The organism is Stenotrophomonas sp. YJH_SMC_130 (assembly GCF_059369035.1).
In genome coordinates, this window is sequence record NZ_JCAFSH010000001.1 from 508,158 (window position 1) to 521,167 (window position 13,010).

Annotated in this window: 11 protein-coding genes; 4 read left to right on the plus strand and 7 right to left on the minus strand. The window is 66.4% G+C overall.

The window, feature by feature from the left end; all coding sequences use genetic code 11:
- Positions 1 to 3 precede the first annotated feature (3 nt).
- The 4 genes from lspA to murJ all read right to left on the minus strand — a co-directional run bounded on the left by lspA (position 4) and on the right by murJ (position 5,983).
- Positions 4 to 528: a signal peptidase II gene (lspA, locus tag AC5P5V_RS02365; protein ID WP_134968495.1), complete on the minus strand. Its 525-nt coding sequence runs from the start codon at positions 526 to 528 to the stop codon at positions 4 to 6.
- The gene (gene ileS, locus AC5P5V_RS02370; protein ID WP_134968496.1) at positions 528 to 3,359 is read right to left on the minus strand and encodes an isoleucine--tRNA ligase; all 2,832 of its coding nucleotides are present in this window, start codon (positions 3,357 to 3,359) and stop codon (positions 528 to 530) included. Before ileS ends, lspA begins: the two co-directional genes overlap by 1 nt.
- Entirely contained in the window at positions 3,356 to 4,303 is a 948-nt protein-coding gene (locus AC5P5V_RS02375; protein ID WP_231352606.1) for a bifunctional riboflavin kinase/FAD synthetase, read from the minus strand. The genes ileS and AC5P5V_RS02375 overlap by 4 nt, the downstream gene beginning before the upstream one ends.
- A gap of 75 nt (positions 4,304 to 4,378) precedes the next feature.
- On the minus strand, positions 4,379 to 5,983 hold the full coding sequence (gene murJ / locus AC5P5V_RS02380) for a murein biosynthesis integral membrane protein MurJ (RefSeq protein ID WP_095377769.1): 1,605 nt from the start codon (positions 5,981 to 5,983) through the stop codon (positions 4,379 to 4,381).
- Positions 5,984 to 6,100: 117 nt separating this feature from the next.
- Here murJ and rpsT point away from each other — a divergent pair, with 117 nt between their 5' ends.
- Positions 6,101 to 6,370, plus strand: a complete 270-nt coding sequence (gene rpsT / locus AC5P5V_RS02385; RefSeq protein WP_005408560.1) for a 30S ribosomal protein S20 — start codon at positions 6,101 to 6,103, stop codon at positions 6,368 to 6,370.
- Between the two features lie 218 nt (positions 6,371 to 6,588).
- Here the strand turns inward: rpsT and cgtA are convergent, their stop codons facing one another.
- From cgtA to rplU, 3 genes are all read right to left on the minus strand, one after another.
- Positions 6,589 to 7,641, minus strand: coding sequence for an Obg family GTPase CgtA (gene cgtA, locus AC5P5V_RS02390; RefSeq protein WP_061479125.1), 1,053 nt, complete (start codon positions 7,639 to 7,641; stop codon positions 6,589 to 6,591).
- A 177-nt stretch (positions 7,642 to 7,818) separates the two neighbouring features.
- Positions 7,819 to 8,082 carry a 50S ribosomal protein L27 gene (gene rpmA / locus AC5P5V_RS02395; protein ID WP_005415704.1) on the minus strand — a complete coding sequence of 88 codons (264 nt, stop codon included), beginning with the start codon at positions 8,080 to 8,082 and terminating at the stop codon, positions 7,819 to 7,821.
- 18 nt (positions 8,083 to 8,100) lie between these two features.
- The gene (rplU, locus tag AC5P5V_RS02400) at positions 8,101 to 8,409 is read right to left on the minus strand and encodes a 50S ribosomal protein L21 (RefSeq protein WP_005408557.1); all 309 of its coding nucleotides are present in this window, start codon (positions 8,407 to 8,409) and stop codon (positions 8,101 to 8,103) included.
- A 316-nt stretch (positions 8,410 to 8,725) separates the two neighbouring features.
- Here rplU and uvrA point away from each other — a divergent pair, with 316 nt between their 5' ends.
- From uvrA to AC5P5V_RS02415, 3 genes are all read left to right on the plus strand, one after another.
- Positions 8,726 to 11,719: an excinuclease ABC subunit UvrA gene (gene uvrA / locus AC5P5V_RS02405; protein ID WP_061480766.1), complete on the plus strand. Its 2,994-nt coding sequence runs from the start codon at positions 8,726 to 8,728 to the stop codon at positions 11,717 to 11,719.
- A complete protein-coding gene (locus AC5P5V_RS02410; RefSeq protein ID WP_061480767.1) occupies positions 11,719 to 12,126 on the plus strand; it encodes an acyl-CoA thioesterase in 408 nt (135 codons plus the stop codon). The genes uvrA and AC5P5V_RS02410 overlap by 1 nt, the downstream gene beginning before the upstream one ends.
- A gap of 90 nt (positions 12,127 to 12,216) precedes the next feature.
- Positions 12,217 to 12,942, plus strand: a complete 726-nt coding sequence (locus AC5P5V_RS02415) for an enolase (protein ID WP_134968497.1) — start codon at positions 12,217 to 12,219, stop codon at positions 12,940 to 12,942.
- The last annotated feature ends 68 nt before the right edge of the window (positions 12,943 to 13,010 follow it).

A 13,010-nucleotide genomic window follows, 5' to 3' on the forward strand; every position in this document is an offset into this window, starting at 1 on the left:
GGCTTACGGTTTCGGATTGGCATTATCCGCCTTTTTGGCGGACTTGCCGTCGAACAGGCCAAACAGGGCGATGCCGATGGCACCCACCACGATGGCCGAGTCGGCGATGTTGAACGAGGGCCAGGTGTAGCTGCCCACGTACCACTGGATGAAATCGACCACGTGGCCGTGCACCTGGCGGTCGATCACGTTGCCGATGGCGCCGCCGATGATCAGCGCGTACGGCACTGCGGCCTTCCAGTTGCCACGGGCGGTACCGCGCAGCCACCAGGCCATCAGGCCGCTGATGGCGATCGCCAGCGCGGTGAAGAAGTACTTCTGCCAACCACCGGCGTCGCTCAGGAAACTGAATGCCGCGCCGGTGTTGTAGGTGCGGTACCAGTTCCAGAAGCCGTCGACGACCACCACCGGCTGGAACTCCGGCAGGCTCGACAGCACCCAGGCCTTGGACCACTGGTCCAGGCCGATGATGGCCGCCGACAGCAGCAGCCAGACCAGGGCGTTCGGATGCGGACGGGGCGCGGCCATCAGAACCAGCTCCGCACTTCGCCGGCGCCGGTCACGTTGCTCACGCAGCGGCCGCACAGTTCCGGATGGTCGGCGTTGCTGCCGACGTCGGCGCGGTGGTGCCAGCAGCGCACGCACTTGGCCTTGGTGGTCGGCTGGGCGCTGACGAACACCTCGTCGGTGGTCGCCGGGCGCACCTGCACGTCGCCACTGATGAACAGGAAACGCAGTTCATCGGCCAGCGGCTGCCAGCGCGCAGCCTGCTCTTCGCTGGCAGCGATGGTGATCTCCGCCTCCAGTGCAGCACCGATCGCACCGTTGGCGCGCATCGGCTCGAGCACCTTGGCCACCTGCTCGCGCACGGCCAGCAGCTGGTCGAAGTCGGCGGCGTTGAGCTGGGCACCGGCCGGCAGCGGCGCCAGGCCGTCGTACCAGGTGGTGAACAGCACATGGCCGGCACGTTCGCCCGGCAGGTACCCCCACAGCTCGTCGGCGGTGAAGGTCAGGATCGGCGCGACCCAGCGGGTGAACGCTTCGGCGATGTGGTACATCGCGCTCTGTGCCGAACGGCGACCGTGCGAATCGGTCGGCATCGTGTACAGGCGGTCCTTGGTCACGTCCAGGTACAGCGAGCCCAGGTCCACGCTGCAGAAGTTCAGCAGCAGCTGCACGATCTCGGCCATGTTGTAGCCGTCGTAGGCCGCCTTGATCTTCTCCTGCAGCTCCCAGGCGCGATGCACGATCCAGCGGTCCAGCGCGACCATCTGCTCGAGCGGTTGCAGGTGCCGGGCCGGATCGAAACCGTCCAGGTTGCCGAGCAGGAAGCGTGCGGTGTTGCGCAGGCGGCGGTAGGCGTCAGCATTGCGCTTCAGGATTTCCTGCGACAGCGACATCTCGTTGCTGTAGTCGGCCGAGGCGATCCACAGGCGCAGGATGTCCGCGCCCAGCTTGTTCATGATGTCCTGCGGCTCGATGCCGTTGCCCAGCGACTTGGACATCTTGCGGCCGTGCTCGTCCACGGTGAAACCATGGGTGAGGCACTGCTTGTACGGCGCGCGCTTGTCGATCGCCACGCCGGTCAGCAGCGAGGACTGGAACCAGCCGCGGTGCTGGTCGGAGCCTTCCAGGTACAGGTCGGCCGGCTTGCCGAAGCCACGCGCGGCGAGCACGCCTTCATGGGTCACGCCCGAATCGAACCAGACGTCGAGGATGTCGGTGACCTTCTCGTAGTCGGCCGCTTCGGCGCCGAGCAGCTCGGCGGCGTCCAGCGAGTACCACACGTCGATGCCCTCGGCTTCGACGCGGTCGGCGACCTGCTGCATCAGCTCCACCGAACGCGGATGGATCTCGCCGGTCTGGCGATGGGTGAACAGTGCGATCGGCACGCCCCAGGTGCGCTGGCGCGAGATGGTCCAGTCCGGGCGACCGTCGACCATGCTCTGGATGCGCGCCTTGCCCCAGGTCGGGAACCAGCCGACAGTGTCGATCGCAGCCAGCGCATCGCTGCGCAGGTTGGCCTTGTCCATCGAGATGAACCACTGCGGGGTGGCGCGGAACACCACTGGCGTCTTGTGGCGCCAGCAGTGCGGGTAGCTGTGGCGGATCGGGTGGAAGGCCAGCAGCGCACCGTTGTCGCGCAGCACGCCGACGATGGCCTCCTGCGCCTTCCACAGGTGCTGGCCGGCCAGCACCACCTCACCGGCCGGCGGGGTCGATTCCAGGTACACGCCACGGCCGTCGATCGGGGTCACCTGCCCGGCGTTGTACTTGTCCAGCAGGCCGTACTTCTGGCTGACCACGAAGTCTTCCTGGCCGTGACCGGGGGCGGTGTGCACCGCACCGGTACCGTCCTCGTCGGAGACGTGGTCGCCGTTGAGCAGCGGGATATCGCGCTGCGGATAGAACGGGTGTGCCAGCAGCTGGTTCTCCAGTGCCGCGCCGGTGGTTTCACCGTGCAGCACCACGCTCTCGACGCCGTAGCGCTGCAGCGCGCGCTCGGCCAGCGCGGCGGCCAGCACCAGCCAACGGCGCTTGCCGTTGTGGGCCGGGCCTTCGGCCAGCACGTAGTTGATTTCCGCACCCAGCGACACCGCCAGCGAGGCCGGCAGCGTCCACGGCGTGGTGGTCCAGATCGGTACGGCCACTTCGACGTCGGCCGGCACGCCCACGCCGAACGCCTGGCCGATGGCCTGCGCATCGCGCGCGGCGTAGGCGACGTCGATCGCCGGCGATTCCTTTTCCTGGTACTCGATCTCCGCCTCGGCCAGCGCCGAGCCACAGTCGAAGCACCAGTACACCGGCTTGGCGCCACGCACCAGGTGTCCGTTGGCCACGACCTTGGACAGCGCACGGATCTCGTTGGCTTCGAAGTCGAAGCTCAGGGTCTTGTACGGGTTGTCCCAGTCGCCGGTCACGCCCAGGCGCTTGAAGTCCACGCGCTGGATGTTGATCTGCTCTTCGGCGAACTCGCGGCACTTCTGGCGGAATTCGACGGCGTCGAGCTTGGTGCCGACCTTGCCCCACTTCTTTTCGACCGCGATCTCGATCGGCAGGCCATGGCAGTCCCAGCCCGGCACATAGGGCGCATCGAAGCCGGCCAGGTAGCGCGACTTGACGATGATGTCCTTCAGGATCTTGTTGACCGCGTGGCCCAGGTGGATGCGGCCGTTGGCGTACGGCGGGCCGTCATGCAGCACGAACAGCGGGCGGCCGGCGGCGTTGTCACGCAGCTGCTGGTAGAGCCCCTGCGCTTCCCACCGCGCCAGAATGCCCGGCTCGCGCTTGGGCAGGTCGCCGCGCATCGGGAATTCGGTGGCTGGCAGGTTCAGGGTGGTCTTGTAGTCCTGGCTCACGCAGTGGCTCGCAATCTATGTTCGGAAAGGAGGGCGCGCGCCTGTTCGGCGTCGCGGTGCATCTGGTCGGTCAGTGCCGCCAGATCATTGAATTTCTCTTCGTCGCGCAGCTTGGCGACAAACTCCACGTCGATGTGGCGCCCGTACAGGTCGCCCTGGAAATCGAACAGGTGGGCCTCCAGCAGCGGCTCCACGCCGTCCACTGTCGGCCGGGTGCCGAAGCTGGACACCGACGGCCACGGCTGGTCGAACACGCCGTGCACCCAGGTCGCGTAGATGCCCGACAGTGCCGGGGTCTTCGGGAAGCGCAGGTTGGCGGTGGGGAAGCCCAGCGTACGGCCAAGCTGGCGCCCGCGCACCACCCGCCCGCTGATCGCGTAGGGGCGGCCGAGCAGGTCGTTGGCGCGGGCGAAATCGCCCCCCTGCAGCAGCTGGCGGATGCGGGTGCTGGAAATGCGCTCGCCATGCAGGTCCACCGCTTCAATCTCGCCGGCGCTGAAGCCCAGTTCGGCGCCCATCTCCTGCAGCAGTGCCAGATCACCGCGGCGGCGGTTGCCGAAGCAGAACTCCGGCCCGATCCAGACTTCGCGGGCGCCCAGCCGGTGCACCAGCAACTGGTGCACGAAGGTCTCGGCCGGCATCGCCGCCATCGCGGCATCGAAACGCAGCAGGCCGATCGCATCGACGCCGAGCTCGCGCAGGATCTCGACCTTGCTGCGCGCCAGGGTCAGCCGCGGCGGCGGCGTGCCCTGCGCGAAGAACTCACGCGGCAGCGGTTCGAATGCCACGGCCACTGCGGCCACGCCCAAGGCGCGCGCGCGGGCGACCGCGTGGCGGACCAGCGCACGATGGCCCAGGTGAAGGCCGTCGAATGCACCGATACAGACCACGCTTCCGTTGGGGAACAGCTCCCCGCCCTCGACGCTTCTGAACAGCCTGCTCATCAACTCTCGTTCCGGCCCGACCGGGGCCGCCGCTTCAATGGTGTAACCCTGAAGTATAGCCGCCACGGGCCGCGATCAATGCCCGCGCAGGTCGCGCGGGCGGAAGCCCATCGCCAGCATGGCCACCGCATAGGTCGCGCCGCCGCCGCCGACCAGCAACGCCAGGGCACCGATCCGCTCCCACACACGCATCGCGGAGAAACCCGGCAGCCAGTGCAGCAGGGCCAACAGCACGCCAACCATGGCCGCGCAGGCCAGCACCAGGCGCAGCAGATAGCCGCCCCAGCCTGGCCGGCGCTGGTAGACATCGGTCTTGCCCAGCCAGTACCAGAGCAGGCCCAGGTTCAGGTAACTGGACAGCGCGCTGGCGATGCCCAGTGCCAGGTGCAGGCCCGGCTGCTTGCCGATCGCCGCCATCACGCCCTGCGCCTTCAGCGCGTCGGGGACCATCACCTGGTACAGCACGGCCAGCAGGGCGAAGTTGAACACCATGTTGGCCACCAGCGCCGCCACCCCGGCGCGCACCGGGGTCTTGGTGTCCTGGCGGGCGTAGAAGGCCGGCAGCACCACCTTCAGCAGGGCGAATGCCGGCAGGCCGAAGCTCAGGCCGTACACCGACAGCGCGGTCATGCGGGTGTCGAAGGCGCTGAACTGGCCGTGCTGGAAGATGGTCGCGATCAGCGGCTCGGCCAGCAGCAGCAGGCCCAGCATGGCCGGCACCGAGATCAGCAGGGTCATGCGCAGGCCCCAGTCCAGCGAACGCGAGAAGCCCTCGCGGTCGGTGCTGACATGGTGGCGGGCCAGCGCCGGCAGGATCACCGTCCCCAGGGCCACGCCGAACACGCCCAGCGGCAGCTCCAGGAAGCGGTCAGCCAGCGACAGCCAGGACTGCGAGCCGTCGGTCAGCTTGGCCGCGATCACCGTATCCAGCAGCAGGTTGATCTGCGCCACCGAGGAACCAAACAGGGTCGGCACCATCAGCGTCATGACCTTGCGCACGCCCGGGTGGCGCCAGCCCCAGCGCGGCAGGGTCAGCAGGTTGATGCCCTTCAGCGAGGGCAGCTGGAACAGCAACTGCAGGATGCCGGCGGCCAGCACCGCCCAGCCCAGCGCCAGGATCTGCTTTTCCGGCGTACCGCCCAGCCGCGGTGCCAGCCACAGCGCGCCGGCGATCATGCACAGGTTGAGAATGACCGGGGTCAGCGCCGGCATGGCAAAGCGCTGGAAGCTGTTCAGCGCACCGCCGGCCAGAGCGGTCAGCGAGACGAACAGCAGGAACGGGAAGGTCAGGCGGAACAGGTCGACCAGCAGGCCCTGCTTGACCGGATCGGTATCAACGCCACTGGAGAAGACCGAGGCCAGCTGCGGCGCGAAGATCAGCGCCAGTGCGGTGACCAGCATCAGCACCCCGCCCAGGGTGCCGGCGGTACGGGCCATCAGTTCGCGCAGCTCGGCGTGGCTGCGGGTTTCCTTCACTTCCGTGAACACCGGCACGAAAGCGGTGGCAAAAGACCCTTCGGCGAACAACCGGCGCAGGAAATTGGGTACTCTGAAGGCGACCCAGAAAGCATCAGTGATGGCGTTGGTGCCGAACGTGGTGGTCACCACGAAGTCCCGGACAAGTCCGAGAACGCGCGAGACCATGGTCATGCTGCTGAACGACAGCAGGCCCCGCAACAACTTGGGTGAACTCACTCAGCGTCCCTCTTGACAATCGACTTGACGTGCATTTCTTACGCCATCATACTAGCTAGCTTGCTGTTCCCATAACACCGATTTTTTCAGGAAACCACCACCGTGGCCAATATCAAGTCCGCCAAGAAGCGCGCCAAGCAGACCGTCGTGCGCAACGCGCGCAACGTGGCTCAGCGCTCGATGCTGCGCACCGCTGTCAAGAAAGTGATCAAGGCGCTGGACGCCAACGATGCCGCCGGCGCCGAAGCCGCCTTCGCCGTTGCCCAGCCGATCCTGGATCGCTTCAGCGCGCGTGGCCTGATCCACAAGAACAAGGCTGCTCGCCACAAGAGCCGCCTGAACGACCGCATCAAGGCCCTCAAGGCCGCCTGATCCGGCGTTGCCGCCCTGCCCTTCGGGGTTGGGCTGCAGACAAAAGCCCGGCCCCGGCCGGGTTTTTTATTGCCTGCGGTTTCCACCCTGTAGAGCCGAGCCCATGCTCGGCTGGCCGCGCGAACAGCAGCCGAGCATGGGCTCGGCCCTACAGAAGAGCGGTAGCCAACAAAAAAACCCGGCCAAAGCCGGGTTTTTTGCACGGAACCACAACGCCATCATTGCGCGTCGCGGGCTTCCTGCTCTTCTTCCTTCTGGCGATCGAAGAAGGCCATGATCCGGCTCATGATCGGGAAGGTGCCTTCGCGACCCAGTGCGGAGACCAGGAACCACGGCTCCTTCCAGCCCAGCTCGGCAACGATCTGCTCGGCCGCAGCCTGCGCCTCGTCTTCGAACATCAGGTCAGCCTTGTTCAGCACCAGCCAGCGCGGCTTTTTCAGCAGTTCCGGGTCATGCTTCTCCAGCTCGCGCTCGATCGCACGCACCTGCTCCACCGGCGAGATGCCGTCCACGCCCCCTTCCATCGGCGAGATGTCCACCAGGTGCAGCAGCAGGCGGGTGCGCTGCAGATGGCGCAGGAACTGCGCGCCCAGGCCGGCGCCATCGGCCGCGCCTTCGATCAGGCCCGGAATGTCGGCGATCACGAAGCTGCGGTGGTTCTCCACCTTCACCACGCCCAGGTTCGGGTACAGCGTGGTGAACGGGTAATCAGCCACCTTTGGCGTCGCCGCCGAAACGGCGCGGATCAGGGTGCTCTTGCCGGCGTTGGGGAAGCCCAGCAGGCCGACATCGGCCAGCAGCTTCAGCTCCAGCTTCAGCGTGCGCTCCTCGCCCGGCTCGCCCGGCAACGCCTGGCGCGGCGAGCGGTTGGTCGAGCTCTTGAAGTGCATGTTGCCCAGGCCGCCACGACCGCCCTTGGCCACCAGCAGGCGATCGCCGTGCCGGGTCAGGTCGCCGATGACTTCATCGGTGGCCACGTTGATCACCACGGTGCCGACCGGCACGGTGATGGTCAGGTCTTCGCCACCCTTGCCATAGGCCTGGCGGCCCATGCCGTTCTCGCCGCGCTGCGCCTTGAAGATGCGGTCATGGCGGAAGTCGACCAGAGTGTTCAGGTTTTCGTCGGCGCGGATGTACACGCTGCCGCCCGCACCGCCGTCGCCGCCGTCCGGGCCGCCGAGCGGAATGAACTTCTCGCGACGGAAGCCAATGCAGCCGTTGCCGCCGTTGCCGGCGAACACTTCGATTTCTGCTTCGTCTACCAGTTTCATTGTTTCGATGCCTGCGATGGGCGTGGCCTGCCGGCCGCCGCCTTGAATGTCATGCCGGCCGTGGGCCGGCAACCCGGCCCAGCCGGTCTTGCTTCAACTCTAACGAAAAGCCCCGCCGAAGCGGGGCTCTTCATGCAGCACTCCCGTGCCGGGGCACGGGTGCCGGCGATGCCTGGATCAGGCGTCGGCCGAGACGATGCTGACGGTGCGACGCTTCTTGGCGCCCTTGACCGAGAACTCCACCTTGCCGTCCACGAGGGCGAACAGGGTGTGGTCACGGCCCAGGCCAACGCCCGAACCCGGGTGGAACTGGGTGCCGCGCTGACGCACGATGATGTTGCCGGCTTCGATGGCCTGGCCGCCGAAGATCTTGACGCCCAGGTACTTCGGGTTGGAGTCGCGACCGTTGCGCGAGGAGCCTACGCCCTTTTTATGTGCCATGACTGCTTCTCCTGATGCTTAGCCGGCGATGCCGGTGATCTCGATTTCGGTGTAGTACTGACGGTGACCCTGACGCTTCATGTGGTGCTTGCGGCGACGGAACTTGATGATCCGGACCTTGTCAGCACGACCCTGGGACAGGACCTTGGCGGTGACGGCAGCGCCCTTCAGCGCATCGCCCAGCTTCACGCCGTCGCTGTCACCCAGCATCAGGATGTTGTCAAACTTGATCTCGCTGCCGACTTCGACTTCGAGCTTTTCAATGCGGAGCTTTTCGCCCTGCGCCACGCGGTATTGCTTACCGCCGGTGACCAGTACTGCGTACATGACCAGGCCTTCCTCTGTAGTTATTGTGGTCTGAGCTGCCGCCATCGAGGGCGGACAGGAGCGGGATTGTACGCAGAACATCGGGCGCGGGTCAAGTCAACCCCTGGACGGCCGGGGGGCCCGGCCGGAACGGGGTCAGATCCCTTTTCACGTCGTGAAAAGGGATCTGACCCCTGCCTGTCGGCCTGTCTCACAAGGTGAGACACGGGGCTGGCATTGTCGCCCATTGCCCCCATCTGGTCACCTCGGTAGGCTGACCGATTGCCGTTCCCTGCTGGCCCGGCACCCAGCCAACGCCCCCACAACCGGATCCCCCATGGCGATGGATTTCATCCGCATCCGCGGCGCGCGGACGCACAACCTGAAGAACCTCGACCTCGACCTGCCCCGCGACAAGCTGATCGTGATCACCGGCCTGTCCGGCTCGGGCAAGTCCTCGCTGGCGTTCGACACCATCTATGCAGAAGGCCAGCGCCGCTATGTCGAGTCGTTGTCGGCCTATGCGCGCCAGTTCCTGAGCGTGATGGAAAAGCCGGACCTGGACCACATCGAGGGCCTGTCCCCGGCGATCTCGATCGAGCAGAAGTCGACCTCGCACAACCCGCGTTCGACGGTCGGCACGATCACCGAGATCTACGACTACCTGCGCCTGCTGTACGCCCGCGTCGGCACCCCGCGCTGCCCGGACCACGGCTACCCGCTGGAAGCACAGACGGTCAGCCAGATGGTCGACCAGGTGCTGACCCTGGACCCGGAACAGCGCTACATGCTGCTGGCGCCGGTCATCCGCGACCGCAAGGGGGAGCACGCGCAGGTATTCGACCAGCTGCGTGCGCAGGGTTTCGTGCGCGTGCGCGTGGACGGCGAGCTGCATGAGATCGACGCGGTGCCGCCGCTGGCGCTGCGCCAGAAGCACACCATCGAGGCGGTGATCGACCGCTTCCGCCCGCGCGAGGACATCAAGCAGCGCCTGGCCGAGAGCTTCGAGACCGCGCTGAAGCTGGGCGACGGCATGGCGTCGGTGCAGAGCCTGGACAACACGGAAACCGCGCCGACCCTGTTCTCCTCCAAATACTCCTGCCCGGTCTGCGATTACTCGCTGCCGGAACTGGAGCCGCGCCTGTTCTCGTTCAACGCACCGATGGGCGCCTGCCCCGGCTGCGATGGCCTGGGCATGGCCGAGTTCTTCGATCCCTCGCGCGTGGTGGTGCACCCCGAGCTGTCGCTGGCCGCCGGTGCGGTGCGCGGCTGGGACCGCCGCAATGCCTACTACTTCCAGCTGATCGCTTCGCTGGCCAAGCACTACCGGTTCGACGTCGACGCGGCCTGGAACTCGCTGCCGGACAAGGTGCAGCAGGCCGTGCTGTACGGCAGCGGCGATGAAGCGATCACCTTCACCTACTTCACCGAAGCCGGTGGCCGCACCCAGCGCAAGCATCGCTTCGAGGGCATCATTCCCAACCTCGAGCGCCGCTACAAGGAAACCGAATCGCCGGCGGTGCGCGAAGAGCTGTCCAAGTACATCAGCGAACAACCCTGCCCGGAATGCCATGGCGCGCGCCTGAACAAGGCTGCACGCAATGTGTTCGTGGCCGACCGCCCGCTGCCGGAGCTGGTGGTGCTGCCGATCGACGAGGCGCTGAAGTTCTTCAGCGAGCTGAGTCTGCCGGGCTGGCGCGGCGAGATCGCCGCGAAGATCGTCAAGGAAATCGGCGAACGCCTCGGCTTCCTGGTCGACGTGGGCCTGGATTACCTGACCCTCGAGCGCAAGGCCGACACCCTGTCCGGTGGCGAGGCGCAGCGCATCCGCCTGGCCAGCCAGATCGGCGCCGGCCTGGTCGGCGTGATGTACGTGCTCGACGAACCGTCGATCGGCCTGCACCAGCGCGACAACGAACGCCTGCTCGGCACCCTCACCCGCCTGCGCGACCTCGGCAACACGGTGATCGTGGTCGAGCATGACGAGGACGCGATCCGCCTGGCCGACTACGTGCTGGACATCGGCCCGGGCGCGGGCGTGCATGGCGGCGAGATCGTCGGCCAGGGCACCCTGCAGGACATCCTGGAGGCACCGCGCTCGCTGACCGGCCAGTACCTGTCGGGCAAGCGCGCGATCGAGATCCCGGCGCGCCGGCACAAGCCGAACCCGAAGATGACCCTGCACCTGCGTGGGGCCAGCGGCAACAACCTCAAGGGCGTGGACCTGGCGATTCCGTCGGGCCTGCTGACCTGCGTGACCGGTGTGTCCGGCTCCGGCAAGTCGACCCTGATCAACGACACCCTGTTCTCGCTGGCTGCCAACGAGATCAACGGCGCCTCGCACCCGATCGCCCCGTACAAGGAGATCGATGGCCTGGACCTGTTCGACAAGGTGGTGGACATCGACCAGTCGCCGATCGGCCGCACCCCGCGTTCGAACCCGGCCACCTACACCGGCCTGTTCACTCCCCTGCGCGAACTGTTCGCACAGGTGCCCGAAGCGCGTGCACGCGGCTACTCGCCGGGCCGCTTCAGCTTCAATGTGCGTGGTGGCCGCTGCGAGGCCTGCCAGGGCGATGGCCTGATCAAGGTCGAGATGCACTTCCTGCCGGACGTGTACGTGCCGTGCGATGTCTGCCACGGCAAGCGCTACAACCGCGAGACGCTGGAGATCCTGTACAAGGGTTTCAACATCAACGACGTGCTGGAAATGACCGTCGAGGATGCGCTGAAGCTGTTCGAGCCGGTGCCGTCGATTGCACGCAAGCTGGAAACGCTGGTCGACGTCGGCCTGAGCTACATCAAGCTGGGCCAGAGCGCGACCACGCTGTCCGGTGGCGAAGCGCAGCGCGTGAAGCTGTCCAAGGAACTGTCGCGCCGCGATACCGGCCGCACCCTGTACATCCTCGACGAGCCGACCACCGGCCTGCACTTCCACGACATCGAAGCGCTGCTGGGCGTGCTGCACAAGCTGCGCGACGAAGGCAACACGGTGGTGGTGATCGAGCACAACCTGGACGTGATCAAGACCGCCGACTGGATCGTCGATCTGGGTCCGGAGGGTGGCCACCGCGGCGGCACCATCCTGGTCACCGGCACGCCGGAAGACGTGGCGGCCTGCCCGCAGTCGTACACCGGCCAGTTCCTGGCCCGCATGCTGCCCTCCACCAGCGCGCGCCCCGAGCAGCCGGCCGCCGTGGCCAACAAGCCTGACGCCCGCCCGCCGCGCAAGGTGAAGCCCGAGAAGCCGGCCAAGGTGGCGAAGAAGGCCGTGGCCGCCAAGAGCACCGGCAAGGCCAGCAAGAGCACGTCGAAGAAGAAGGACGCCTGATGAGCAGCGAACACAAGATCCTGGCCCGCATCCCGATCAGCGTGCGCTGGCGTGACATGGACAGCATGGGCCACGTCAACAACGCCAAGTACATTTCCTACCTGGAAGAAGCGCGCGTGCGCTGGATGTTGGGCGTGGACGGCGTGTCGATGACCGACCGCATCGCCCCGGTCGTGGCCGCGACCAACGTCAATTACCGGCTGCCGATCGTGTGGCCCAACGACATCGTGGTCGAATTGTTCGTCGAGCGCCTGGGCAACAGCAGCGTGACCATCGGCCACCGCATTGTCGACCAGCAGGACGCGTCGAAGCTGTATTCCGACGGCAACGTGGTGGTGGTCTGGATGGATACCCAGACCGGCAGGAGCGCGCCGCTGCCTGAGGCGATCCGCAGCGCTTCCACCTGAAGGTAGTGCCGGCCGCTGGCCGGCAACCTCCAGACGCTTCGCGCATGCCGGCCAGCGGCCGGCACTACCGAATCCATTCAAAGGACTGAGATGATCCACCAGACTGAACTGCGCGACCTGCTGCCCGGCATGGTCCCCTTCCCTGCCGATGTCTTCCCCGCCGACCAGACGTGGCTCGGCAAGCACCTGCTGCCGCTGCTGAAGATCGACCTCGGTGTGCTGCGCCCGGAACTGGCCGGCCAGGTGGCAACGATGCTGTGCCCGATCGAGCCGTACGACGGCTGCATCGGCGAAACCACCGAAGAACACCACAACGATTTCACCGGCACCAACTGGATCGCCTTCGAGCTGACCACCGGCAACCAGATGCGCTTCCTCGGCAACGAGGGCTATTTCATCGGCGACGCAGTACAGGACAAGGACGCGCAGGAACACATTGCGCAGATGCGCGACAGCTACGCCAAGGCCCGCCACTACCACGCCACGCATGGCCGCCTCGCCTGCTACTCGCGCTACGGCAAGGGTGAGGCCAGCGAGCGCGATTATCTGGATACGCTGGGGGGACAGATTTCCTGTGGCAACTGGATCGAAACGGCCGATATTCCGGCCGCCTTCACCCTGGAATTCACCGACGCCGCCAACGACCGGCATGCTCCAGATGATGCCGAACTGGCGATCATCCGCCGCGATGGCCACAAGTTCTTCGCCGTCGCCGAAGTCGCCGGCTACAACTGGTGCGCCACCGGCCCCGACGCGATCGTGATGCTGTATGAGCCGGTAAGCCGCACGGTGCTGTTCTCGTACGACTGGTCGTAAGACCCTGCGGTAGTGCCGGCCGCTGGCCGGCATTTCCTGTGCTGCCGGCCAGCGACCGGCACTACCCG

Excerpts from the sequence above, each read along its gene's own strand:
- lspA (WP_134968495.1), bottom strand. The coding sequence starts at position 528 with ATGGCCGCGCCCCGTCCGCATCCGAACGCCCTGGTCTGGCTGCTGCTG.
- AC5P5V_RS02375 (WP_231352606.1), bottom strand. The coding sequence starts at position 4,303 with ATGAGCAGGCTGTTCAGAAGCGTCGAGGGCGGGGAGCTGTTCCCCAAC.
- cgtA (WP_061479125.1), bottom strand. The coding sequence starts at position 7,641 with ATGAAACTGGTAGACGAAGCAGAAATCGAAGTGTTCGCCGGCAACGGC.
- rpmA (WP_005415704.1), bottom strand. The coding sequence starts at position 8,082 with ATGGCACATAAAAAGGGCGTAGGCTCCTCGCGCAACGGTCGCGACTCC.
- rplU (WP_005408557.1), bottom strand. The coding sequence starts at position 8,409 with ATGTACGCAGTACTGGTCACCGGCGGTAAGCAATACCGCGTGGCGCAG.
- uvrA (WP_061480766.1), top strand. The coding sequence starts at position 8,726 with ATGGCGATGGATTTCATCCGCATCCGCGGCGCGCGGACGCACAACCTG.
- AC5P5V_RS02410 (WP_061480767.1), top strand. The coding sequence starts at position 11,719 with ATGAGCAGCGAACACAAGATCCTGGCCCGCATCCCGATCAGCGTGCGC.
- AC5P5V_RS02415 (WP_134968497.1), top strand. The coding sequence starts at position 12,217 with ATGATCCACCAGACTGAACTGCGCGACCTGCTGCCCGGCATGGTCCCC.